Below are 23,852 nucleotides of genomic sequence, written 5' to 3'. Positions count from 1 at the left end.
TCCCCATGTGCGGAATCGTCGGTTCCATCGGCACCCAGCAGGCGGCCCCGCTGCTGCTCGAGGGCCTGGCCAGACTCGAGCACCGGGGCTACGACTCCGCCGGGGTCGCGGTCCTGCCCCCGACCGCCGGCAGCAGCCCGCGCATCGTCAAGCGCGCCGGGCGGGTCCGCGATCTCGCCGACGCGCTGCCGAAGCGCTTCGCCGGCAAGGTCGGGATCGGCCACACCCGCTGGGCCACCCACGGTCCCGCCACCGACGCCAACGCCCACCCCCACACCGACGAGACCGGCAAGGTCGCGGTGGTGCACAACGGGATCATCGACAACGCCGCCGGGCTGCGCGCCGGCCTGGTCGACGCCGGCGTCGAGTTCACCTCCGACACCGACACCGAGGTGCTGGCCCACCTCATCGGCCGCTCCGGGGCCGACACCCTCGAGGCCAAGGTCGCCGAGGCGCTGTCGGCGGTCGAGGGCACCTACGGCATCGCGGTCCTGCACGCCGACTTCCCCGACCGGATCGTGGTGGCCCGCAACGGCAGCCCGCTGATCATCGGTGTGGGCGACAAGGAGATGCACGTCGCCTCCGACCTCGCGGCGCTGGTGCGGTACACGACCACCGTGGCCCACCTCGAGGAGGGCGAGATGGCCACGCTGACCGCCGGCGGGTTCGCGACGTACCGCCAGGACCTCACCGCCACCGCCACCCGACCCACCCACCTCGACATCGACGCCGACGCCTTCGATGCCGGCGACTGCGACTCCTACATGCTCAAGGAGATCCTCGAGCAGCCGGCCGCCTGTGAGCGGATGCTGAGCGGACGTCTCGACGACCGGTTCGGCACCGCCCACCTCGGCGGGCTCGGGCTGGACGCCCGCGAGATCCGCGCCGTACGCCGGGTCAAGCTGCTCGGCTGCGGGTCGGCGCACTACGTCGGCCAGATGGGCGCCACCCTGATCGAGGAGCTGGCCCGGATCCCGGCCGACGCCGAGGCCGCCAGCGAGTTCCGCTACCGCAATCCCGTCATCGAGCCCGACACCCTCTACGTCGCGATCAGCCAGTCCGGGGAGACCGTGGACACCCTGCTGGCGGTGCAGGAGGTACGCCGCAAGGGCGGTCGCGTGGTCGGGCTGGTCAACGTGGTCGGCAGCGCGATCGCGCGGGAGTGCGACGGCGGCATCTACCTGCACGCCGGGCCCGAGGTGGCGGTCGCCTCGACCAAGGCGCTCACCACGATGTTCCTGGGCTGCGCGCTCCTGGCGCTCCAGCTCGGTCGGGTGCGCGACCTGTCGGTCGCCGACGGTCGCCGATTGATCACCGCGCTGCAGGCGCTGCCCGCCCAGATCCAGCAGGTGCTCGACCAGGAGAAGGAGCTGATCCCGCTCGCGCAGAGGCTGGCCGAGGCCGAGAGCCTCTTCTTCGTGGGACGGGTGCGCGGCTATCCGGTCGCGCGCGAGGGCGCGCAGAAGTTCAAGGAGATCAGCTACCGCCACGCGGAGGCCTACCAGACCTCCGAGCTCAAGCACGGCCCGCTCGCGCTGATCTCGCCCGCGGTGCCGACCATCGCGATCGTGCCCCACGACGAGCTGGTCGACCGCAACGTCGGCGCCCTGCACGAGATCGCCGCCCGCGGCGGCCCGCTGGTCGTCCTCACCCACCCCGGGGTCGACCTCGGGGGACTGGAGGCCGAGGCCGACGTCGCGCGCATTGACGTGCCCCGCACCGAGCGCGAGCTGGACCCGGCGCTGCTCACCATCCCGCTCCAGCTGCTGGCCTACCACGCGGCGACGCACCTGGGCCTCGACGTCGACAAGCCCCGCAACCTGGCCAAGTCGGTCACGGTGGAGTGACGGTCCGGCCACGGTCCGTCCGGCATCGGCGAGCCGTCTTCCGCGTCAGCGTGACGAATCACTCCACACCCCGGAATCGGACCTGGGTGGCGCGGCCCACTACCGTGGACGGGTGAGCACCGAAGAAACCGTGTCAGAGACCCCGACCTTCGCAGAGCTCGGCCTCGACGACGCCGTTCTCAAGGCGCTGCGTGATGTCGGCTACGAAACCCCCTCAGCGATCCAGGCCCAGACGATCCCGCCGCTCCTCGCCGGGCGCGACGTCGTCGGCCTGGCCCAGACCGGCACCGGCAAGACCGCCGCGTTCGCGCTGCCGATCCTGTCCCGCCTGGACATCAAGCAGAAGACGCCGCAGGCGCTCGTGCTGGCCCCGACCCGTGAGCTCGCGCTCCAGGTCTGCGAGGCCTTCGAGCGCTACGCCGCCCACCTCAAGGGCGTCCACGTGCTGCCCGTGTACGGCGGCCAGGGCTACGGCGTCCAGCTCTCCGCGCTGCGTCGCGGGGTGCACATCGTCGTCGGCACGCCGGGTCGCATCATGGACCACCTCGACAAGGGCACCCTCGACCTCTCCGAGCTGCGCTTCCTCGTCCTCGACGAGGCCGACGAGATGCTCAACATGGGCTTCGCCGAGGACGTCGAGACGATCCTCGCCGGCACCCCTGCGGACAAGAACGTCGCGCTGTTCTCCGCGACGATGCCCGCGCAGATCCGCCGGATCTCCAAGAAGTACCTGAACGACCCGCAGGAGATCACCGTCAAGGCCAAGACGGGGACCGCCTCCAACATCACCCAGCGCTACCTGACGGTGAGCTACCCGCAGAAGGTCGACGCCCTCACGCGCATCCTCGAGGTCGAGAACTTCGAGGGCATGATCGTCTTCGTCCGCACCAAGAACGAGACCGAGACGCTCGCCGAGAAGCTGCGCGCCCGCGGCTTCAGCGCCGCCGCGATCAACGGTGACGTCAACCAGGCGGTGCGTGAGCGCACGGTCAACCAGCTCAAGTCGGGCAAGCTCGACATCCTGGTCGCCACCGACGTCGCCGCCCGTGGTCTCGACGTCGACCGGATCAGCCACGTCGTCAACTACGACATCCCCACCGACACCGAGTCCTACGTGCACCGCATCGGCCGCACCGGCCGTGCGGGTCGCACCGGCGACGCCATCTCCTTCATCACCCCGCGCGAGCGCTACCTGCTCAAGCACATCGAGAAGGCCACCCGCCAGCCGCTCACCCAGATGCACCTGCCGAGCGCGGAGGACGTCAACAACACGCGTCTGTCCCGCTTCGACGACCAGATCACGGCCGCGCTGGCGCAGACCGAGCGGATCGACACGTTCCGCGACATCGTGGCCCACTACGTGCGCAACCACGACGTGCCGGAGGCCGACGTGGCCGCCGCGCTCGCCGTCGTCGCCCAGGGTGACGAGCCGCTGCTGCTCGACCCGGCCGCCGAGCGCCCGATCCGCGAGCCGCGCGGCGAGGAGCGCGAGCGTCCCGAGCGCTCCGCCACCCGCGGCCAGCGCAGCTCGCGGGGCAGCGACGTCCCGCTCGCGACGTACCGCATCAGCGTCGGCAAGCGCCACAAGGTCGAGCCGCGCCAGATCGTCGGCGCGATCGCCAACGAGGGCGGCCTGCGTCGTCAGGACTTCGGCAACATTGCGATCCGTCCGGACTTCTCGCTGGTCGAGCTGCCCGCCGACCTCCCCGACGAGGTCTTCGAGGCGCTGAGCAACACCCGGATCTCCGGCAAGCTCATCGAGCTGACCAAGGACAACGGGCCGCGTCGCAGCGCCTCGCCGCGTCGCGAGGACTCCTCCGACGCCGAGCGGTACCGCAAGCCGCGTCACAAGGGCTGAGCCCACCCGCGCCGCACCCAGCAGGGCCCACCGGATCTCCGGTGGGCCCTGTTGTGCGTCCGGCCCTCAGCCGCGCGGCCGGTCCCGCCACGCGGCGGTGGACCAGAGTGCCCAGACGACGAGGAGCGGCTGGAAGAAGAGCCTGACGAAGCGCTTGCGGTCGCTGTCCAGGCCGAAGGCGTCGGTCCCCTCGACGTACTGCGCGATGTTGCCCGGGAAGATCGCGATGAAGAACGCCGCGGCGAGCAGCCCGGTCGGGATCCGGCCCCGGGTCCAGGCGACCAGCGCGGCGCCGAGGCTGATCTCGGCGATGCCCGACACCAGGACGACGGGGTCGTCGCCGACGGGGAACCAGTCGGGCACCTGGGCGCTGAACTCCTCGCGGGCGAACGTCAGGTGGCTGACGCCGGCGAAGAGGAGGATCGCGCCGAGCAGGCGGCGGGCGACGGTGCGCGGCAGCGAGGTGGGCGGCGCGTCGGTGAGGGAGGCCATGGCCCAACCTAGGCAGAGGGTGCCAAACCGGGCTGGACCGCCGGCCGGGGCCACCTCTCCTCCACCGGGGGACCCGGGACACCCGTCTCCCCAGGCCCGGCGAAGGACCCTGCCCCGAGCCGGCGGCCGGTGGTGGTCTGGGGTGGCGGCCGCGCCAGCGGCCGCCCGAGCCCCCGGAGGTCGTCGTGCCCCGCTCTCCCGCCCTGGCCCTCGGCCTGCTGCTGGCCGTCCTGATGTCCGTCCTCGCCCTTCCCCTCGCGGCCGGCCCGCCGAGCGCCTCGGCGGAGCCGGCGGGTCGCGACGCACCGCCCGTGTACGTCGCGCTCGGCGACTCCTACTCCTCCGGCGTCGGCACCCGCGACTACCTCGCGGACGGGTCGGGCTGCCTGCGCTCGACGCGCGCCTATCCGCACCGCGTCGCGGTCGCGGAGGGCTGGCGGCTGCGCTTCGAGGCGTGCGCGGGTGCCACCGTGCGGCAGGTGCGCCGCCACCAGCTCGCGGCGCTCGTCGGGGCCGACTACGTGAGCGTGGGGGTGGGCGGCAACGACGCCCGGTTCACCTCGGTGCTCACCGAGTGCGCGCTGCCGCGGTGGGTGAGCGACTGCGGCCGGGCGGTCGACGGGGCCGACGCCGTGGTCCGCGACCGGCTGCCCCGCCGCCTCGCCCGGCTGATGCGCCGCATCGAGGCCCGCGCACCGGGCGCGGTGGTGGTCGTGGTCGGCTATCCGCGGCTCTTCATGGGCGAGGACTGCAACCTCGCCACCTGGTTCTCACCCGCCGAGCAGCGCCGTCTCGCCGACACCCAGCGCGCGCTCAACGCCGCGTTGCGCACCGCGGCGAGCGCCGAGGGCTTCGGGTTCGCCGATCCCAGCGCCGCCTTCACCGGGCACGCCGTGTGTGACGACGTCGAGTGGATCAACGGGCTGTCGCGGCCGCTGCGCGAGAGCTACCACCCCAACCGGGCCGGTCACCGCGCCGGCTACACGCCGCTGGTGGGCGCCCGCCTGCGGGCCGGCGGGTGATGGATGATCACTCCATGCCTCCCCTCCGGATCCCGGCACGTGCCGGTGCTGCCGCGCTCGCCCTGGCCCTCGCCGGCTCCCTCGCCGCCTGCACCGAGGACGGCGACGACGGCCCGGACCCGCGCCCGGCCGCGGAGGAGCTGGCGCAGGCGCTGGCGGACGGCGACCTCAAGGGGCTGGAGCTGGGCGGGCCGGGCGCCGCCGAGGCCGCCACGGCGTACCCCGAGATCGTCGCGCGGCTCGGCGAGGTCGAGCCCGAGGTCACCGTCGAGGACGTCCAGCGCGACACCGGCACCGACGGCGACCCGGGGGCGACCGCGACCCTCGCCTGGAGCTGGCCGCTGGCGCCGGAGCCGTGGAGCTACACCACCGAGGTCGCCCTGGAGCGCTCCGGTGAGGGCTGGCGGCCGCTCTGGGACTCGACGGTGGTCGAGGGCTCGCTCGAGGACGATGAGCTCCTCGACGCCACCACCGTCACGCCGGCGCGGGGGGACATCCTCGGCGCCCGCGGTCTCGCCCTGGTCACCGAGCGTCCGGTGCTGCGCCTCGGTGTGGACAGGTCCCGGGTCACCCGGGCGCAGGCGGTGGCCGCGGCACGCCGGCTCGCGGCGCTGGTCGGCATCGACGCCGCGGCGTACGCCCGGCAGGTGCGCTCGGCCGGCGAGCTGGCCTTCGTGGAGGCGATCACCCTGCGCCGTGACGAGGTGCCGCCGGCGGTGGCGCGCGCCTATCCCGACATCGAGGGGGTGCTGGGCGTCCAGGACGAGCTGGCGCTGGCGCCGAGCCGTGAGTTCGCGGCACCGATCCTCGGCACGGTGGGGCCGGTGACCGCGGAGATGGTCGAGGAAGACCCCGATCGCTACCGCGCCGGCGACGTGGCCGGGATCTCCGGGCTCCAGGCGCGCTACGACGAGCAGCTGCGCGGCACGCCGGGCGTGGTGGTCGCCGCGGTCTCCGACGACCCCTCCGGCGGGGACGACGAGCGCGAGCTCTTCCGGGTCGACGCGGTCGACGGCGAGGACCTCGCGCTCACCCTCGACCTCGAGCTGCAGGCGGCGGCCGAGGCGGCGCTGTCCGACATCGGCCCGGCCAGCGCGGTGGTGGCGCTGCGCCCCAGCGACGGCGCCGTCCTCGCCGCCGCCAACGGCCCGGGCACCGACGGCTACAACGTTGCGACCTACGGCCAGTACGCCCCGGGCTCCACCTTCAAGATCGCCAGCAGCCTGGCGCTGCTGCGCGCCGGTCTCCGCCCTGACTCCCCGGTCTCGTGCCCGCCGTCGACCACCGTGGACGGCAAGCGGTTCGGCAACTACTCCGGCTATCCCGACGCCGCTCTCGGCCGGATCACGCTGCGCGAGGCGGTCGCCCAGTCGTGCAACACCGCCTTCATCGAGGCCCGCGACCGGCTGGGTGAGGACGACCTCGCCGCCGCCGCGGCCTCGCTCGGCCTCGGGGTCGACCACGACCTCGGCTTCCCGGCGTACTTCGGCAGCGTGAAGCCGCCCGCCACCGAGACGGAGGCCGCCGCCGACCTGATCGGCCAGGGCACCGTGCTGGCCTCCCCGATGGCGATGGCGGCGGTCATCGGCTCGGTGCAGGCCGGGTCGACCGTGGTCCCGCGACTGGTCGAGCAGGTCGAGGTGGAGGCGCCGCAGGATATCGCCCCGCTCACCGGCGCCGAGGCCCGGCAGCTGCGGGCGATGCTGCGAGCGGTGGTGACCGAGGGCACCGGCCGGCTGCTGGGCGACCTGCCCGGCCCGCCCGTGATCGCCAAGACCGGCACCGCGGAGTACGGCGCGAGCGGCGCGGTGGACACCCACGCCTGGATGGTGGCGGCCCAGGGCGACCTCGCCGTCGCCGTCCTCGTCGAGCGTGGGGGCTCGGGCTCCGGCACCGCCGGACCGGTCCTGCGCCGCGTCCTCAGCGCCGCGCGCTGAGGGCCCGGGAGCCCGGGAAATAAGAGGACCCCTCACCGCATGGGGTCGGCGAGGGGTCCATGTCGAGTTCAGGGTGCTCCCTCCGAAATCGACACCCGAATGTTGGCACGGCCCGCTCGTCCGTGTCAGCGGATCCCACGAGATCCCCAGAGTTTTGGGGCGTCGGTCACATCGGCGCGCGGACCGGCGTGGGTGCGGGGTGGCAGGATCGCGACATGAGCGGACTCGACCTCCTCGGACCCGACCACCGCAACCTCTTCGTCGCCGGCGGGTGGCGACCGGCGACCGGTGATCGCCGCTTCGACGTCCTCGACCCCGCCGATGCCTCGGTGCTCACCGATGTGGCCGACGCCGACCCCGCCGACGCGGTGGCCGCGCTCGATGCGGCAGTCGCCGCCCAGCACGACTGGGCCCGCACCCCGCCGCGCGAGCGCGGGGAGATCCTGCGGCGCGCCTTCGAGCTGGTGGCCGCGCGCACCGACGACTTCGCCCACCTGATGAGCCTGGAGATGGGCAAGCCGCTCGCCGAGGCGCGCGGGGAGGTGGGCTACGGCAACGAGTTCCTGCGCTGGTTCTCCGAGGAGGCGGTCCGCATCCACGGACGCTGGATGCCCGCCCCGGCCGGCGGCAGCCGGCTGCTGACCATGAAGAAGCCGGTCGGCCCCTGCCTGTTCATCACGCCGTGGAACTTCCCGCTCGCGATGGGCACCCGCAAGATCGCCCCCGCCGTCGCCGCGGGCTGCACGATGGTCGTCAAGCCGGCCCAGCAGACCCCGCTGACGATGCTGGCCCTGGCCGCGGTGCTCGAGGAGGTCGGGCTGCCGGCGGGCGTGCTCAACGTCGTGACCACCACCCGCTCGCGCGAGGTCAGCGAGACCCTCCAGGACGACCCGCGGCTGCGCAAGGTGAGCTTCACCGGGTCCACGCCGGTCGGGCGCACGCTGGTGCGCCAGTCCGCCGACCACCTGCAGCGTCTGAGCATGGAGCTCGGCGGCAACGCCCCGTTCCTGGTCTTCGAGGACGCCGACCTCGACGCGGCCGTGGACGGGGCGATGGTGGCCAAGATGCGCAACATGGGCGAGGCCTGCACCGCCGCCAACCGGTTCCTCGTGCACTCCTCGGTGGCCGCCGAGTTCGGTCGCCGCCTCGGCGAGCGGATGGCCGCGTTGCGGGTCGGCCGCGGCCAGGACGACGGGGTCGAGGTGGGCCCGCTCATCGACGAGGCGGCGGTGGCCTCGGTCGCCGGCCTGGTGGACGCTGCGGTGGCAGACGGGGCCGAGGTCGCCGGCCGCGGGAGCGTGCCCGAGGGCGCCGGCTACTTCTACCCGCCGACCGTGCTCCTCGGCGTACCGCACGACGCGGCGCTGGCGCGCGAGGAGGTCTTCGGTCCGGTCGCGCCGATCAGCACCTTCGAGACCGAGGAGGAGGCGGTGCGCCGCGCCAACGACACCGAGTACGGCCTGGCCTCCTACGTCTACACCCGCGACCTGTCCCGCACGATCCGGATGGCCGAGGCGCTCGACTTCGGGATGGTCGGGGTCAACACCGGCCTGTTGTCCAACCCGGCTGCGCCCTTCGGTGGGGTGAAGGCGAGCGGGTTCGGGCGCGAGGGCGGGTTCGAGGGGATCGAGGAGTACCTCGAGACCACCTACGTCGCGCTGCCCGCCGACTGAACGCGAGGACGGGTGGGCGGCCGTCGGCCACCCACCCGTCCTGTCGTGCGTCGTGTCGTGCGCCCTGTCGTGCGTCGGGCGCGGTCAGTCGCGCGTGGCCAGCTGGTCCTCGCCGTTGACGCCGTTGCGCGGCGCGGGGGTCGCGGAGGGCACCGCGCCCTCGACGGCACGCTTGATCAGCGCCTCGAGGTCGAGCCCGGTCGTGGTCTTCAGCATCGACATCGTCTGCACGACGTTGTCGGTGACCTGGCGCGGGAGCGCGGCCGCGCCGTCGGTGGAGACCACCGTCAGCTGGTCGATCGCGCCGATCGGGGCGGCGACCTCGCGGGCCACCTGCGGCAGCACCTCGATGAGCATCTGCAGCACCGCGGCGTCGTTGTAGTGGGCGAACGCCTCGGCGCGCTTGTCCATCGCCTCCGCCTCGGCCTGGCCGATCGCCAGGGTCGCGGCGGCCTTGGCCTCGCCCTCGGCGCGCAGCGCGTCGGCCTCCGCCGTACGACGGGCCTTCTCGGCCTCGCCGCGCTTGGCGCCCTCGATCGCCTCGGCGTCGGCCAGTGCGGCCCGGCGCGAGCGCTCGGCCTCACCGGTCAGGCGCGCCTCCTCGGCCTTGGCCTGGGCGGCGGCGATCGAGGCGGCCTTGCGGGCCTCGGCGGCGGCGATCTCGGCGCTGCGCTGGGCCTCGGCCTCCTGCTCCACGCGGTAGCGCGCGGCGTCGGCGGGCTTGCGGACCTCGGTCTCGAGCTGGCGCTCGGTCAGCGCGGCCTGCTGGACGGCGACCTTCTCCTGCTCGGCGAAGATCGCCTGGTCCCGCTCGGCCTGGGCGAGCGGCCCGGCGGCCGCCGCGGTGGCGGAGGCGGCGTCGGTCTCGGCCTTGATCTCGGCCTGCTTCAGCGCCAGCGTGCGCTGGGAGATCGCGATCTCCTCCTCGGCCTTGATCCGCGCCTGCTCGGCGGCCTGGCGGGCGTTGGCCTCGGCGATCGCCGCGGTCTGGCCGATCCGGGCGGCCTCGGGGCGGCCGAGGTCGGCGAGGTAGCTGCCGTCGTCGGTGACGTCCTGGATCTGGAAGGTGTCGAGGATCAGGCCCTGGCCGGTGAGGGAGTTCTCCGACTCGTCGGCGACGCGCTGGGCGAAGGCGCCGCGGTCGCGGATGATCTGCTCGACGGTGAGACCGCCGACGATCGAGCGCAGCGCGCCGGCGAGCACCTCCTGGGTGAACGGCTCGATGTCGGCCTGCTGGGAGAGGAAGCGCTGGGCGGCGAGCCGGATCTGGTCGGCGTTGCCGCCGACCTTGACGATCGCGACGCCCTCGACGTTGAGCTTGATGCCCTGCCCGGAGACGGCGCCGCGGATCTGCACCGAGATGCGGCGGCTGGAGAGGTCGAGGGTGCCGAGCTTCTGCACGAACGGGATGACGAACGTGCCACCGCCGAGGATGACCTTCTGCCCGGAGAGGTCGGTGGTCAGCGCGCCGGTCTCGGGGTTGATCACCGCCTTGCCCTTGCGGCCGGTGACGATGAACGCCTCGTTGGGGCCGGCCACCTTGTAGCGGCTGGTGACCAGCAGGACGAGGAGGACGACGAGGGCGATCAGGCCAACGATGGGAACGAGTGCGGAGTCTGGCACGTGGGTCCTTTCCGAGGGAGGTGTCCCGCGGCGCGGGAGAGGGATCAGTCCGGGGGGTCGAGGGGCCACACGGGCGCGACCGTGACAGCGGTGGGGGACAGCACGCCGGTCACGTGGATGGCGGTGCCCGAGGGGATCTGCTCGGTGGCGCGCGCGTTGAGGCGCAGCACGTGGCCGCCGACCAGGACCCGCACGGTGCCGAGGCCGTCGGCGGGGATCTCGGTGGTGACGGTGCCGTCGCGGCCGATGGCGTCGTCGGTCTGCAGGGTGGCGTCGCTGCCGCCGCCGCGGACCAGGTTGGTCAGCCGGGCCGCGAACCAGGCGAAGAGCACGCCCGCGCCGACGCCCACCGGCACGGCGACGGCGAGCGGGCCGTCGGCGCCGTCGACCGCCGCGGTGCCGAAGCCGAAGGCGGAGATGAACGCGCCGATCACCGCCGTCGAGAACAGGTCGCCGCCGAGGCCGCCGAGGAGTCCGTCACCCACGCCGTCGAGGACGTCGCCGAAGAGCAGGGAGACTGCGAGCAGCGCCAGCCCGACGATCCCGATGATCAGGAACGGCGTCATCTCCTGCGTCTCCCCCCGTGGCCGTCAACCGAGACAGCCGGAAGCCAAACCCTAGCCTCATCGGCGGGCTCGGTGGGCCATGATGCGGCAATGGAGCCCTTCACCGACCCGGCCGAGCAGTACGCGCTCTTCGCCTCCGACGCCGGCGACTCACCCTGCTTCAGCGCGTGGGCGGCAGCGGTCGCCGAGGACCAGGAGGTGCTGGCCTGGCTGGGCACCCTGCCGGCGATCAAGCAGCAGCCCAACCTGGTCTTCGCCGCGGCCCGGTGGCACGGCGTACCCGCACCCGGGCCGTACGACGCGCTCCGCGCGGCGCTCCTCGGCGATGAGGGGACCATCCGGGCGACGATCCTCCGGCGCTCGACCCAGACCAACGAGGCCGGGCGGATGGCGACCCTGCTGCCCGCGATCGTCTCGCTCGGGCTGACCGCGCCGATCAGCCTGCTCGAGGTCGGTGCCAGCGCGGGGCTGTGCCTCTACCCCGACCGGTGGGGCTACGCCTGGGAGACCGACGCGGGGACCGTGCTGCTCGGCGAGGAGCCGCGGCTGTCCTGTGCGGTGCGCGCCGGCAACCCGCCGCTGCCGGACCGGTTGCCGCGCGTCGCCTGGCGCGGTGGGCTGGACCTCAACCCCGGTGACGTCACCGACGAGGACGCGATGGCGTGGTTGGAGAACCTGGTCTGGCCCGAGCAGGACGAGCGCCGCGAGCGGCTGCGCCAGGCCATCAAGATCGCCCGCGCCGAGCCGCCCCACCTGGTCCGCGGGGACCTGCTCACCGGCCTGCCGGAGCTGATCGAGGTCGCCGCCTCGCACGGTCCGGTGGTGGTCATCCACAGCGCGGTGATCGCCTACCTCGAGCCCGCCGACCGCGAGCGCTTCCACGACCTGATGACCGGGCTGGTGGCCGACGGCACCTGCCACTGGGTCAGCAACGAGGGCAAGCGGGTGCTGCCCCGCGTCACCGAGACCGGCCCGGCGGTGCCCGAGGACCACTCGACGTTCGTCACCGGCGTCGACGGCCGCGCGGTTGCCTGGACTCACGGCCACGGCAGCTCGATGCGCTGGGTCGCCGGCGGCTGACGCGTGCCCCGCCGGTCGCGCGGCGGGGGCCACGATTGGTCACGGACGACAGCGATCCGCCCCGGAAAGTTGTCGTTGGGGACCAAACGACAACACCCGGGCACCTCAGACGGCGAGCCCGAACGCCGCCGGCAGCCGGGTCCGGGAGCCGATCTCCAGCTTGCGGTACACCTGCGAGAGGTGCCGCTCGACCACCTTCACCGTGACCGTCATCCGGGCGGCGATCTCGCGGTTGGTGAGACCGTCGGCGGCCAGCCGGGCGATGCGCTGCTCGGTGTGGGTCAGCATCGCGAGCGCCTCGCGGTGGTGGCGGCGCGGGGCCTCGCCGGCGCGCTGCAGCAGGTCGCGCACCCGTGCCTGGAGGGGATGCAGCTCCTCGCGGCCGGCGTACTCCTCGATCTCGCGGAGCATCTGGACGGCCCGGCGGCCCTCGGGCGTCGGGGCGGCGTGCTGGAGCAGCAGCAGCGCGGCGAGGTCGGTGTCGATCTGGGCGGCCAGCCGCGGCGCGGAGTGCGCGCCGAGCAGGGCGCGGGCCTGGTGCAGCCGCTCGGTGCGGTCGTGTCCGGGCCCGACGACGGCCAGGGTCCGCAGCGCGTGGGCGCGGGCGGTGGCCGAGTCCGAGGCGGCGGCGACATCGGCCCACTCGGTGGCCAGCCGCAGGCCCTCACGGCCGCGGCCGAGGCGGACCAGGGCGAGGGCGGCGCTGCCGCGCCAGGGCAGCAGGTGTGGTCCCTGCGGGGTGGGCCGGGTGCCGGCGAGCAGCCGTCCGCTGCGGAGCTGGTGCGCGAGGGCGTCCTCGGTGTCGCCCAGTGCGGCGGCGAGCTCGCCGCGGCTGTGGTGTGCCACCGCGGCGACGGGGTCGTCGGCGGGGTCGCCAGTGGGGTCGTCGGCGGAGGAGTCCAGCTCGGCGTCCAGGTCGCGTCCGGCGCGCATCGCCACCGCGAGCTCGCCGCGGGCGAGGCGCGCCTCGATCGTGCAGGCGGTGGCCAGCACCCGGTCGGCCCGGCCGCGGGGGGCGGTCGGCGGCTGCTCGAGCAGGCGCAGCGACTCACCGACGCGCCCGGCGTAGAGGTGGCGCAGGGCCGCCGCCACGTCGGGGTCCACGGGGGCGGCCGCCGTGGAAGGCGAGCGCTCGGGTGTGGTCATGGGTGAAGGCTAGAGACCTCTCACCCCGAGGGGTGGCGATTTCGCCCCGATTGTCCTCCCGACGACATCCGGGACGGGCGCGGTAGCGGTGGTGGCGACCGCGCCGGGTCAGCGGCCCAGGTAGCCGAGCAGCCGCTCGGCGTACGTCGGGTCGTCCGGGACGTCGCGCGGGGCGGCGAACCGGGCGGGCCGGTCGTCGGGATGGACCACCTCGTGGGCGACGGCGAGCAGCCCGCGGGCGAGGTCCTCGGGCAGTGCCCGCACCCGGGGGGAACTGGTGGAGCCGACCGGCCAACCGGTCCCTGAATCAGTCCCTGCACCAGTCGCTGAGCCACGTGATGCGGCCAGGGTGACCGCCACGTCGTGGGTGTGCACCGCGACCTCGAGCGCCGCGGTCTTGAGCAGCAGCGCGGTGTCGAGCTCGGCGTCCCCCAGCCGGACCCGCGTCGGCAGCGCGGCGGGGGTGCAGACCCACGCGCCGAGCACGGCGGTGGCCTTGCGGCGCAGGTCGTCGACCCGCTGCGAGGACCCGGCGACCGGCTGGGTGGCCACGGATCCGGAGGCGGCCTCCTCGAAGGCGTCGAGACCGTCCTCGAGATGGGCGAGCAGCCGGTCCAGGTCCCAGCCCGCGCACGGCGTCCGGCGGGACAGGTCGGCCTCGGAGACCTCGGCGAGCACGCCGCAGGCGTAGGCGAGCGATCGCTCCAGCAGCTCGACGCCCGCGTCGAGCCCGGTCCTCACCGCACGACCACGCCGAGCGGGTGGTCCCGGGGGCGATAGTCGGCGGGCAGCCGGTCGGGAAGACCGAACTTGGCGAACAGCGAGACGTCGAAGAACGCCCGCACGTGGCGCACCCGGTCGTCCTCGAGCTCGAGGACCTGGAGCTGGAACGGCACGAAGCCGAGCTCGCCGGTGCGCATGTAGAGCCCGAAGGCCGGCTGGCCGTTGGCGGAGGTGCGCAGCATCGGCATGTCGTTGAGGCCACCGGGGCAGTTGCGGGCGATCAGCGAGCCGATGCTCTCCGGGCCGACGTACCAGTTGAGGAACGGCGGCATCTCCCAGACGGCCTCGCTGGTCAGCAGGGTGACGATGGTGTCGATGTCCTTGCGCCAGAACGCGTCGACGTAGCGGTCCAGCAGCTGGTGCTGGGCGGGGGTGAGGTCCTCGTGGACCGAGTCCTCGGTCAGGCCCCGGCTCTTGACCTGTGCGTGCGCGCGCTGGAGGGCGGAGTTCACCGCCGCCGTGGTGGTGTCGAGGGCGTCGGCCACCTCGGCCGCCGACCAGCGCAGCACGTCGCGCAGGATCAGTACGGCCCGCTGACGTGCGGGGAGGTGCTGGAGCGCGGCGACGAAGGCGAGCCGGATGGAGTCGCGCTCGGTGACCAGGACCGCGGCGTCCGGGACGGGCTGCAACCAGGCGACGTCGTGGTCCTGCTCGAGGGCGTCGCCGCCCATCTGGTCGGCGGTGCCGAGGGCGGCCGGCAGGGGGCGCCGCGGCCGGCCCTCGAGGTTGGTGAGGCAGACGTTGGTGGCGATGCGGTAGAGCCAGGTGCGCACCGAGGAGCGTCCCTGGAAGTCCGCGGACGCCTTCCAGGCGCGCAGGAAGGTCTCCTGGACCAGGTCCTCGGCCTCGTGGACCGAGCCGCTCATCCGGTAGCAGTGCGCCAGCAGCTCGCGCTGGTAGCGCTCGGTGAGAGCCTGGAAGTCGTCCAGCTCGGTCGTCTGCCGTTCGGTCACCTGCGTCGCCGTCCACTCGGTCATGGGTGATCCCTTCGTCCACCAGTGTGTCCCCGAGCACCGACCGGCGTCGACGGCAATAGTCATCGGTGGCCGGAAATCGCCGCTATTCGGCAGCAGCGACCGCGGTCGGCAGGGTCCAGACGAGGAGGTCGGTGGGCACCGCGGCGGTGACCTGGTGGGCGGACTCGTCGGTGAAGACGAAGGCGTCCCCGGCCGCGAGCGGCTGGGCCAGGGAGGAGCGCAGCAGCGCGCCGGTGGCGACGTACACGTGGGTGAGCGGACCGCCGGGGATGAGCAGCTTGTCGCCGGTGTCCAGCCGGGCGGCCGAGAACGTCGCACCGGCGACCTCCGCGACCTCGACCAGGGCGCCGGCGGCCGCGTCGAGGTCGACCGGCCGCACGTCGTACGACGGCTGCTCGGGGGCGTCCTCGGGCGCGGTCAGCCACACCTGCACGAAGCGGGTCTGCGCGGCGACGGCGATCTCGGCGTGCTCGACCCCGGACCCGGTGTGCAGGACCGCGACCGACCCGGGCTCCAGGACGACCGTGCCGGTGGCACCATCGGGTCCGACGGGGCCGGTGTGCTCGAGCGCGCCGGACACCACCCAGGTGACGATCTCGAGCCCGGAGTGGCGATGGGTCTCGAAGCCCTGTCCGCGGGCCAGCAGGTGGTCGTCGTGGCAGACCATCGGGCCCAGCCGCAACCGCTCAGGGTCGTAGTGCTCCCCGAAGGAGAAGGAATGATGGGTCACCCGACCTCGGTACCGCTCGGTGAATCGGGCCGAACTGCGGCGGATCTCAGTGGTCACAGCCATGATTGTGCCGTGCCCCCCGAGCGCTCGTTCCCCGTGCTGCCGCCTGGCTTCGAGTTCGGGGTCAGCACGTCGGCCTACCAGATCGAGGGCGCCGTCGACGAGGACGGGCGCGGCCCCAGCATCTGGGACACCTTCAGCCACACCCCCGGGCGGACCCTGGGCGGCGACACCGGCGATGTCGCCTGCGACCACTACCACCGCTGGCCAGAGGACCTCGGGCTGGTGGGCCGCCTGGGCGTTCAGGGCTACCGGATGTCGCTGGCCTGGCCGCGCATCCAGCCGACCGGTGCGGGCGCGCCCGACCAGCGCGCGCTCGACCACTACGACCGGGTCATCGACGGCATCCTGGCGGCCGGTGCGGACCCGATGGTCACGCTCTACCAGTGGGACCTCCCGCAGGCGCTCGAGGACGACGGCGGCTGGCTCAACCGGGTCACCGCCGACCGGTTCGCCGACTACGCCGCGATCGTCGCGGACCGCTACGCCGACCGGGTCGCCCACTGGGTGCCGGTCAACGAGCCCAACGTCGCGGCGTACACCGGCTACGGGATCGGGACCGCCGCACCCGGCCGCGAGCTGCTCTTCGACTCCGTGGCCGCGGCACACCACATGCTGCTCGGTCACGGGCGGGCGGCGGTGGCCCTGCGCGACGCCGGCGCCGCGAGCATCGGGTGCGCCAACAACCACGCGCCCATGTGGCCGGCCACCGACGACCCGGCCGACGTCGGCGCGGGCAAGCTCTTCGACGCGTTCTGGAACGGCCTGTTCCTCGAGCCGATGCTCCTGGGCCGCTACCCCGAGGACCTGCTGCCGCTGCTCGAGCCGGAGATCGTCGAGGGCGACCTGGCGATGATCCGCCAGCCGCTCGACTTCTACGGCGTGAACTACTACAGCCCGATGAAGGTCGCGGCCGCCGACGAGGACGCGACGCTGCCCTTCGAGCTGCGCCCGCTGCTGGGCTACCCCACCACCGACAGCGGCTGGACCGTCGTCCCCTCCGCGCTGCGAGAGTGGCTGATCACCGCGCGCGCCCGCTACCGCGCCGCGCTCCCGCCGATCGTGATCACCGAGGCCGGCTGCGCCTACGACGTGCGCCCCGGCCCCGACGGCGTCATCGACGACGCGGAGCGCATCGACTACCTCGACTCCCACCTGCGCGCCGTGGCCGACGCGGTCCAGCGCGGGGTGGACGTGCGCGGCTTCTACACCTGGTCGCTGCTCGACGGCTTCGAGTGGGGCCAGGGCTACTCGTTGCGCTACGGCCTGGTCGACGTCGACCACGAGACCCAGCAGCGCACCCCCAAGGCGTCCTTCGACTGGTACGCCGCGATGATCGCCGCCCAGAGCCGGTCGGTGGGCTGAGCCGGTCGGTGGGCTGAGCCGGTCGGGTCCGGCGGGGCCCTGGGGGGCGCACATAGCTGCGCAGTTGCTGGGATTGGTACCTGTTCTGGCGCTGGGGCGGTGCTTTTCCCAGCGATTGCGCAGTGGCGCGCACCCACGGCCACCGCGCGACCTGCCACCCCGCCACCGCCGCAGCACGGCCCCCCGGCCCCCGGCCGCCAGACCCTTGCGGTCGGCGGCGCGAGGTGTCATCGTCCGAAAATGGCCGACGTACTCCTGCTCCACCACGCCTGCGGGCGCACCTCCGGGATGCGCTCCCTCGCCGACCGCCTCGGCGCTGCGGGTCACACCGTCCACCTGCCCGATCTCTACGACGGGCGGGTCTTCGACGACCTCGACGCCGGCATCGACCATGCCCGGTCGCTGGGCTTCGACGTCCTGCTCGAGCGGGGTCGCGCCAGCGCGGAGGGGCTGCCCGACGACCTGGTGGTCGCCGGTGTGTCGCTCGGCGTGATGGCCGCCCAGGCGCTCGCCCAGGGCCGGCCCGGGGTCCGCGGCGCGCTGCTGCTGGAGGCCTGCCTGCCGGCCGAGGAGCTCGGTCCCTGGCCCGCCGGCGTACCGGTGCAGGTGCACGGGATGGCCGACGACCCGTTCTTCGCCGGCGACGGGGACCTGGCCGCCGCCCGCGAGCTGGTCGCGGCCAACCCGGACCTCGCCGAGGTGTTCGTCTACCCGGGCGAGCATCACCTCTTCACCGACCCCAGCCTCGCCTCGCACGACGAGGCCGCGACCTCGCTGATGCTCGAGCGGCTCCTGGCCTTCCTGGAGCGGGTCGACGAGGGTGAGCCCGCCAGCCGGTCCTAGACCAGCCCGTGGCGGTGCGCGAAGACCACGATCTGCACCCGGTCGCGCAGCGCGAGCTTGCGCAGGATCGCGCCCACATGGGTCTTCACCGTCGACTCGCTGGCGAAGACGTGGCCGGCGATCTCGGTGTTCGACAGCCCCCGCGCCACCGCGGTGAACACCTCGCGCTCCTTGTCGGTCAGCCCGAGGTACGCCGGGGGCGGGGGCGTCGCGCTGCGGAACTGCCCGTCCAGCAGCGTCGACAGGTCGGTCGGGGCGAGCACGGCGTTGCCGGCGTGCACGGTGCGGATCGCGTCGCCGAGCTGACGCGGGGTGGTGTCCTTGAGCAGGAACCCGCTCGCGCCGTGCCGGATCGCGGTGGCCGCGCGGTCGTCGAGGTTGAACGTCGTCAGCACCACCACCCGCACCGGGCGCGAACGCCGGGCCACCCGCTCGGGGGCGAAGATCTGCCGGGTCGCCTCGACGCCGTCCATCTCCGGCATCCGGATGTCCATCAGCACCACGTCCGGCGTCAGCTGCTCGACCAGCCGCACCGCCTCGACGCCGTCGGCGGCCTGCCCGACCACCTCCATGCCCTCCTGGGCGTCGACGATGACAGACACCCCGGCGCGGAACAGCTCCTGGTCGTCGACGAGCAGCACGCGGATCGGTGCGCTCACCGGCTCAGCCCCCGCGTCGGGACCCACGCGGTCGCGGTGAAGGTCGGCCCGTCGGCCTCCTCGCGGCGGCGTACGTCGAGGCGCCCGCCGACCGCCTCGAGCCGGCGGCGCATGCCCTCCAGGCCGTGGCCGGCGCCGGGGGCCGCGGGCGGGACGGGGTCGGGGTCGGGGTCGACCGCGCCGATCAGCCGGGTGAGGTCGTCGTCGGGCACGCCGGCGGCCACCGCGATGCTGTTGCGGACCTCCAGACGCAGCTCGCCGTCCCAGTGCCGCTCGACCAGCACCGGGGTGTCGCGGCGCCCGTGCCGGATCGCGTTGGTGAGCATCTCCTGCAGCACCCGGAAGGCGACCGTCTCCAGCTCCGGCGGCATCGGGCGCGGGGTCCCGACCTCGCTGGCGCGCACGTCGTGACCGGCCGCCCGCACCCCCTCGACCAGCTCGTCGAGCCCGCCGGGGGCGGCGACCGGGGCCTGGGTGCTGGTCAGCACCTGGCGCACGTCCTGCAGCGAGCTGCGGGCCGAGGTGGCGATCGTGGACATCGTCTTCTTCAGCGCGGTGGTGTCGGCGTCGGGGAGGTACTGCGCCGACTCGGCCTGCGCCAGGATCACCGCGAGGGAGTGGCCGACGACGTCGTGGACGTCGCGGGCCAGTCGGGTCTGCTCCTCGCGCAGCCGGGCGATCTCCTCGGCCTGCTCGCGCTCGCGCACCGCCATGGCCGCCTCGTCCTCGGCGACGACCTGGGAGGCCCGCGAGTCCCGGGCCCGGGCCAGGAAGCGCAGCGCCAGCCCGGCGAGCCACGGCACGGCCAGGATCGCGAGGGCCAGCAGCCCGATCGCCACCTGCCAGGTGGCGCCGAGCGAGTAGGCCAGCTCCAGCGGGTCCCGGTAGGCGCGCAGCACGGCGTGGATCGCCCCGGAGTCGGCGAACCACGCCGCCGCGAGCACGACCACCAGCCCGCCCGCGGGGATGCTCAGCGCGCTCGCCCACACCGTCGCCGGGCGGCCCCAGCGGGCGCAGCCGAACGCGACCAGCGCCACGCTGAGCTCGACCAGCAGCAGCCGGGTCTCGGTCATCACCTGGGCGGCGCCGAGGACCCAGACCAGCACCAGCGCGATCGCCGGCGCGTGCCGGCTCAGCCCGGCGGCGAGCGCGAAGCCGAGCACGAAGACGGTGAGCCCGCCACGGCTCTCGTCGGGGTAGAGCTCGGTGCCGAGCACCTCGAGCATGCCGACGAGCACCGCGAGCGCGCCGACGGCGAGGTCCGGCGCCCAGCGCCGCCAGTCGTCGAGCGGGTGCGGTCGAGCGGGAGCGGGCGTGCTGCTCACGCAGGCACCGCCACGGGCGCCGGACGGCGGCGCTGCAGCGGCCGCTCCACGGCGTACCAGCTCAGCGCGGCAGCGGCCACGGTCAGGACGGCCGCGACCACGCCGCCGAGCTCGAGGTGCGGGCGCAGCCACAGCGTGAGCGGGTAGCTCCACAGGTAGGCGCCGTAGGAGACGGTGCCCAGCCAGACCAGCGCCCGCAGCGGGCCGGTGACCGTCCGCCAGCTTCGCCAGGCGAGCAGCAGCACCGCGGTGAGCGCAGCGATGGCCGGACCTCCTGCCAGGTAGGTGAGCGCGTGACCGCGCAATGGAACCACGGTCAGCACCCCGAGCGCGGCCACGGCGATCCCGATGAGCAGCGGCGGTACGGCGACCCCCTGCGGCCGGTGCTCGAGCAGCACCCGGCTGGCGGCCCCGATCACGAAGCACAGCGCCCACGAGGTGGGCAGCGGGTAGGCCAGGTCCGGCGCCTCGGCGAGCCACACCGTGGTCGCGACGCAGGCCACCAGGCAGGCCGCCGCCGCGCCGACGAGCAGCAGCCGCACCCGCCCGCGTGCCACCGCCAGCGACAGCAGCGCCGGCCAGAGCAGGTAGAACTGCTCCTCGGTCGCGAGCGTCCACAGGTGGAAGGTCGCGCCGCCGGGCACCAGCCCGGGCAGGTTGCCGGTCCAGGTCAGCGCGACCAGCAGGGTGCGGCCCACGTCGTCGCGCTCCCCGACCGGGTCGAGGGTCAGCGTGACCAGCAGCCACACCGCGACCACCACGGCGAGCGCGGGGACCAGCCGCCGGGCCCGGCGCCGGTAGAACCGGCCCAGCGCGACCCGGCCGGTGCGCGCGGACTCCTCCAGCAGGAGCCCGGTGATCAGGTGGCCCGAGAGCGCGAAGAACATCACCACCCCGACCACCCCGGCGCCCGGGAACACCTCCGGCAGCGCGTGGCGCAGCACCACCAGGGCCACGGCGACGCCGCGCAGCAGGTCGAGGCCGTCGATCCTCATGCCACGGCTGCGGCGGGCGCCGGCCGCGCCGCGGCGTCGCGCACCAGCCGGTCGACCAGCGCGACGTAGTCGATCCCGGCCGCGGCGAACATCTGCGGCACCTGGGAGTGCTCGGTGAAGCCGGGCATCGTGTTGACCTCGTTGAGCACCGGCCCGGCCTCGGTGAGGAAGAAGTCGATGCGGGCGACCCCGCGGCAGCCGAGGGCGGTGAACATCGCGAGCGCGGCGGACTCCAGGGCCTTCTGCTCGGTGGCGCTCAGCGGGGCGGGCACGACGAAGTCCGCGCCGCCGCCGTACTTCGCCTCGAAGTCGAAGAGCCCGTCCACCCGGATCTCCAGCGCCGGGGAGACCAGCAGCTCGCCACCGGTGGCGAGCACCGCGACGTCGACCTCGCGCCCGACCGCGACGTCCTCGACGAGCACCCGGTCGTCGAGGGCGAACGCCGCGTCCAGCGCTGCCGCCAGCTCGGCCTGCTCGCGGACCAGGGACACGCCGTGGCTGGAGCCGGCCGCGACCGGCTTGACGACCACCGGGTGGTCCACGGCGTACGCCGGCGCGCTGGCGCGGGTCAGCAGGACGCCGGGCGCGGTCGCGAGGCCGAGCGCCTCGGCGACCAGCTTGGTGGCCCACTTGTCCATCGCGAGCGCGCCCGCGCCGACGCCGGACCCGACGTAGGGGACGCCGGCCAGGTCGAGGAGCGCGGCCAGGGTGCCGTCCTCGCCGCCGGGGCCGTGGACCACCGGTACGGCGACCGCGCAGGAGCGCAGCACGTGCACGGCGCCGGCCAGCCCGAGCGGCCGCTCGCCGGCGTCGCGCCACACGCCCTCGGGGTCGATGGTGAGGCGGACGACGTCGTGACCGCCCGCGGCGAGCGCGTCGGCGACCCCGGCCGCGGAGGCGAGGGAGACGTCGTGCTCGCAGCTGGTGCCGCCGCCGATCACGGCCACCCGGCCGATCGGCGTGCGGGTCAGGACGGGGGTGCGGGCTGCGGTGCTCATCGAACGCTCCTGAGGACGGTGGTGGCCACGACCCGGTCGAGTCGCGGCCCGAAGCCGGTGAGCACCTCGTGGGGGAGGGTCCCCGACCAGGCGGCCCACTCGGCCGGGGTGGGTTCCCCGGCGTCGCCGGGGCCGAGCACGGTGGAGGTGTCGCCAAGCTCGACGGCGTCGTCGCCGAGGTCGAGGACCACCTGGTCCATCGAGACCCGGCCGACGATCGCGCGCCGCTGCCCGCGCAGCAGCACAGAGGCGCGGCCGGAGGCGGTGCGCGGCAGCCCGTCGGCGTACCCGACCGGCAGCAGCGCGAGGGTGGTCGCGCGGGGCGTGGTCCAGGTGTGGCCGTAGCCGACCGCGGTGCCGGCGCGGACCCGGCGCACCTGCACGACCGGGGCGCTCAGGGTGACCGCGGGGCGCAGTGCGGTGGTGCCGCTGGGGTCGATGCCGACCAGGCCGGCGCCGACCCGGACCAGGGTGTGATGGCTCTGCGGGTCGGTCAGGGCGGCCGCGGTCGCGGCGAGGTGGCGCAGCGCGGGCCGCAGCCCGCACGCGCGGGCCACCTGCAGGCCCCAGGCGAACCGGGTGCGCCCGGCGGCGTTGGCCGGATGGCCCGGCTCGTCGGCGCGGGCGAGGTGACCCATCAGGCCGACCACGTGCACCTGCCCGGCGCGCTCGGCGGCGCGCGCGGCGCGGCACAGCGTGGCCCAGCCGGACGGCTCGGCGCCGTCACGGGCCAGCCCGGTGTCGAGGTGCAGGTGCACGCGGGCGGGGCGGCCCGGGGTCGCGGCGCGGGCGATCGCGGCGAGGTGGGCGGTGGAGGGTACGGCGAGGTCGAGGCCGGCCCCGATCGCGCCGGCGAAGTCGGCGTCGACGCCGTTGAGCCAGCTGAGCACCGGGGCGTCGAGGCCCGCCGCACGCAGCGCCAGGCCCTCGGCGACGGTGGTGACGCCGAGGGCGGTGGCGCCGTGGGCGAGCGCGGCGCGGGCCACGGTCGTGGCGCCCATGCCGAATCCGTCGGCCTTCACGACCGCCATCAGGGCGGTGCCGCCCGGGGTGCCTCGTGCCACCCGCCCGGCGAGCACGCGGGTGTTGGCGGCGATCGCCTCGGGGTCGATGAGCAGCCGCGGCGCGGTGGTCCGCGAGGTGGTGCGCGCCAGCGGCACCGCGCTCACGCCGCTGCCCCGGCGCCGGTGGTGCGCGCCCGCTCGAGGGGCCCGTACGTCGCGGCGGGCGCGCCCGTGCGCAGCGCCCAGTAGCGGTCGCCGTGGCTCCAGTGCCACCACTCGGTGGGGTAGTTCACCAGCCCGGCGCCGCCGAGCACCCGGGCCATCAGGTCCCGGTGGGCGCGGGCGTCCGCGCCGATCCCGGCCGCCGCGGTCCAGCAGCGCCCGTCGGACTGCTCGGGGGTCGCATCGACCGGCGTGCCCAGGTCGAGCTCGTCGCCGCAGGCGTCCACGAGGGTCAGGTCGACCGCCGCGCCCGCGACGTGCGGCGCGACCGCCACCGGGCTCACGAACCGGCTGGTCAGCCGCTCCACCTCGGGGGCGTCCGCGTCGGGGTGGGCCGCGCGGACCTCCCCGGCGTACCACTCGATGATGCGGCGCTGGTCGGCGACGCGGCGGTGCCCCTCGAGCACCCGCAGCCCGATGCCGGGCGGGAGCGCGTCGCGGGCGGCGGCGAGCCGGTCGGCCAGCCCGGAGCGGACCAGGGCCCGCGCCGGCCCGAAGGACGCGTCGAGGGCGACCAGCGGCTCGCCGCACTCGTGCACCGGCACGGCGGCGACCCGGGGGTCGGAGAGCAGGATCGTCATGGCTCCACCCTCGGCGCGGGGCCCCCGGCGGCGCCTCCACCGCAGGTGCCGGGGAGATGGCCGCAG

At 74.5% G+C, this 23,852-nt stretch carries 21 protein-coding genes; 8 read left to right on the top strand and 13 right to left on the bottom strand.

The annotated features are described in order from the left end of the window. Positions 1–5 precede the first annotated feature (5 nt). Positions 6–1,847 (top strand): glutamine--fructose-6-phosphate transaminase (isomerizing), encoded by a 1,842-nt coding sequence (gene glmS, locus HBO46_RS20085; RefSeq protein WP_166135000.1) that lies wholly within the window; start codon positions 6–8, stop codon positions 1,845–1,847. 112 nt (positions 1,848–1,959) lie between these two features. Beyond that, positions 1,960–3,705, top strand: a complete 1,746-nt coding sequence (locus tag HBO46_RS20080) for a DEAD/DEAH box helicase (RefSeq protein ID WP_166134997.1) — start codon at positions 1,960–1,962, stop codon at positions 3,703–3,705. A 66-nt stretch (positions 3,706–3,771) separates the two neighbouring features. Here HBO46_RS20080 and HBO46_RS20075 read toward each other — a convergent pair whose 3' ends face one another. Beyond that, the gene (locus tag HBO46_RS20075) at positions 3,772–4,197 is read right to left on the bottom strand and encodes a DoxX family protein (protein WP_166134995.1); all 426 of its coding nucleotides are present in this window, start codon (positions 4,195–4,197) and stop codon (positions 3,772–3,774) included. Positions 4,198–4,382: 185 nt separating this feature from the next. On the opposite strand from HBO46_RS20075, the gene HBO46_RS20070 reads away from it, so the two are divergent. The 3 genes from HBO46_RS20070 (at position 4,383) to HBO46_RS20060 (ending at position 8,829) form a co-directional block, all read left to right on the top strand. Further along, the gene (locus HBO46_RS20070) at positions 4,383–5,219 is read left to right on the top strand and encodes an SGNH/GDSL hydrolase family protein (protein WP_207949845.1); all 837 of its coding nucleotides are present in this window, start codon (positions 4,383–4,385) and stop codon (positions 5,217–5,219) included. A 14-nt stretch (positions 5,220–5,233) separates the two neighbouring features. Then, positions 5,234–7,156 (top strand): penicillin-binding transpeptidase domain-containing protein, encoded by a 1,923-nt coding sequence (locus HBO46_RS20065; RefSeq protein ID WP_224769273.1) that lies wholly within the window; start codon positions 5,234–5,236, stop codon positions 7,154–7,156. Positions 7,157–7,371: 215 nt separating this feature from the next. Next, positions 7,372–8,829 carry an NAD-dependent succinate-semialdehyde dehydrogenase gene (locus tag HBO46_RS20060; protein WP_166134991.1) on the top strand — a complete coding sequence of 486 codons (1,458 nt, stop codon included), beginning with the start codon at positions 7,372–7,374 and terminating at the stop codon, positions 8,827–8,829. Between the two features lie 84 nt (positions 8,830–8,913). Here the strand turns inward: HBO46_RS20060 and HBO46_RS20055 are convergent, their stop codons facing one another. Both HBO46_RS20055 and HBO46_RS20050 read right to left on the bottom strand, forming a co-directional pair. Next, entirely contained in the window at positions 8,914–10,452 is a 1,539-nt protein-coding gene (locus tag HBO46_RS20055; RefSeq protein WP_224769272.1) for a flotillin family protein, read from the bottom strand. Positions 10,453–10,496: 44 nt separating this feature from the next. Further along, positions 10,497–11,018 (bottom strand): NfeD family protein, encoded by a 522-nt coding sequence (locus tag HBO46_RS20050; protein ID WP_166134984.1) that lies wholly within the window; start codon positions 11,016–11,018, stop codon positions 10,497–10,499. 90 nt (positions 11,019–11,108) lie between these two features. Here HBO46_RS20050 and HBO46_RS20045 point away from each other — a divergent pair, with 90 nt between their 5' ends. Then, positions 11,109–12,098: a DUF2332 domain-containing protein gene (locus HBO46_RS20045; RefSeq protein ID WP_166134982.1), complete on the top strand. Its 990-nt coding sequence runs from the start codon at positions 11,109–11,111 to the stop codon at positions 12,096–12,098. A gap of 105 nt (positions 12,099–12,203) precedes the next feature. Here HBO46_RS20045 and HBO46_RS20040 read toward each other — a convergent pair whose 3' ends face one another. The 4 genes from HBO46_RS20040 to HBO46_RS20025 all read right to left on the bottom strand — a co-directional run bounded on the left by HBO46_RS20040 (position 12,204) and on the right by HBO46_RS20025 (position 15,734). Then, complete coding sequence (locus tag HBO46_RS20040) at positions 12,204–13,244, bottom strand: helix-turn-helix transcriptional regulator (RefSeq protein ID WP_166134979.1); 1,041 nt, start codon at positions 13,242–13,244, stop codon at positions 12,204–12,206. A 108-nt stretch (positions 13,245–13,352) separates the two neighbouring features. Continuing rightward, entirely contained in the window at positions 13,353–13,985 is a 633-nt protein-coding gene (locus tag HBO46_RS20035; RefSeq protein WP_166134976.1) for a maleylpyruvate isomerase N-terminal domain-containing protein, read from the bottom strand. Next, positions 13,982–15,004: a sigma-70 family RNA polymerase sigma factor gene (locus HBO46_RS20030; protein WP_166134974.1), complete on the bottom strand. Its 1,023-nt coding sequence runs from the start codon at positions 15,002–15,004 to the stop codon at positions 13,982–13,984. Before HBO46_RS20030 ends, HBO46_RS20035 begins: the two co-directional genes overlap by 4 nt. 82 nt (positions 15,005–15,086) lie before the next feature. Further along, the gene (locus tag HBO46_RS20025) at positions 15,087–15,734 is read right to left on the bottom strand and encodes a pirin family protein (protein WP_166134972.1); all 648 of its coding nucleotides are present in this window, start codon (positions 15,732–15,734) and stop codon (positions 15,087–15,089) included. A gap of 72 nt (positions 15,735–15,806) precedes the next feature. Between HBO46_RS20025 and HBO46_RS20020 the strand changes: the two genes are divergently transcribed. Both HBO46_RS20020 and HBO46_RS20015 read left to right on the top strand, forming a co-directional pair. Then, positions 15,807–17,159, top strand: a complete 1,353-nt coding sequence (locus HBO46_RS20020; RefSeq protein WP_224769270.1) for a GH1 family beta-glucosidase — start codon at positions 15,807–15,809, stop codon at positions 17,157–17,159. A gap of 240 nt (positions 17,160–17,399) precedes the next feature. Further along, positions 17,400–18,002 carry a dienelactone hydrolase family protein gene (locus HBO46_RS20015; RefSeq protein ID WP_166134967.1) on the top strand — a complete coding sequence of 201 codons (603 nt, stop codon included), beginning with the start codon at positions 17,400–17,402 and terminating at the stop codon, positions 18,000–18,002. On the opposite strand, the gene HBO46_RS20010 is transcribed toward HBO46_RS20015, so the two are convergent. Genes HBO46_RS20010 through HBO46_RS19985 form a run of 6 tightly spaced genes read right to left on the bottom strand, consistent with a single transcriptional unit; the run spans position 17,999 to position 23,786 of the window. Beyond that, complete coding sequence (locus HBO46_RS20010; protein WP_224769269.1) at positions 17,999–18,661, bottom strand: response regulator; 663 nt, start codon at positions 18,659–18,661, stop codon at positions 17,999–18,001. The two genes, HBO46_RS20015 and HBO46_RS20010, sit on opposite strands and share 4 nt — an antisense overlap. Further along, a complete protein-coding gene (locus tag HBO46_RS20005; RefSeq protein WP_166134962.1) occupies positions 18,658–19,986 on the bottom strand; it encodes a sensor histidine kinase in 1,329 nt (442 codons plus the stop codon). Before HBO46_RS20005 ends, HBO46_RS20010 begins: the two co-directional genes overlap by 4 nt. After that, positions 19,983–20,981 (bottom strand): acyltransferase family protein, encoded by a 999-nt coding sequence (locus HBO46_RS20000; protein WP_166134960.1) that lies wholly within the window; start codon positions 20,979–20,981, stop codon positions 19,983–19,985. The genes HBO46_RS20005 and HBO46_RS20000 overlap by 4 nt, the downstream gene beginning before the upstream one ends. Continuing rightward, positions 20,978–21,979: a D-alanine--D-alanine ligase family protein gene (locus HBO46_RS19995; RefSeq protein ID WP_166134957.1), complete on the bottom strand. Its 1,002-nt coding sequence runs from the start codon at positions 21,977–21,979 to the stop codon at positions 20,978–20,980. Before HBO46_RS19995 ends, HBO46_RS20000 begins: the two co-directional genes overlap by 4 nt. After that, on the bottom strand, positions 21,976–23,148 hold the full coding sequence (alr, locus tag HBO46_RS19990; protein WP_166134954.1) for an alanine racemase: 1,173 nt from the start codon (positions 23,146–23,148) through the stop codon (positions 21,976–21,978). The genes HBO46_RS19995 and alr overlap by 4 nt, the downstream gene beginning before the upstream one ends. Then, complete coding sequence (locus HBO46_RS19985; protein ID WP_166134951.1) at positions 23,145–23,786, bottom strand: M15 family metallopeptidase; 642 nt, start codon at positions 23,784–23,786, stop codon at positions 23,145–23,147. The genes alr and HBO46_RS19985 overlap by 4 nt, the downstream gene beginning before the upstream one ends. Positions 23,787–23,852 lie beyond the last annotated feature (66 nt).

The sequence above is a fragment of the Nocardioides ochotonae genome, assembly GCF_011420305.2.
Lineage (GTDB): Bacteria > Actinomycetota > Actinomycetes > Propionibacteriales > Nocardioidaceae > Nocardioides > Nocardioides ochotonae.
The sequence above is the reverse complement of the archived record's forward strand: the minus strand, read 5'-3'. Positions and strand labels throughout refer to the sequence as shown.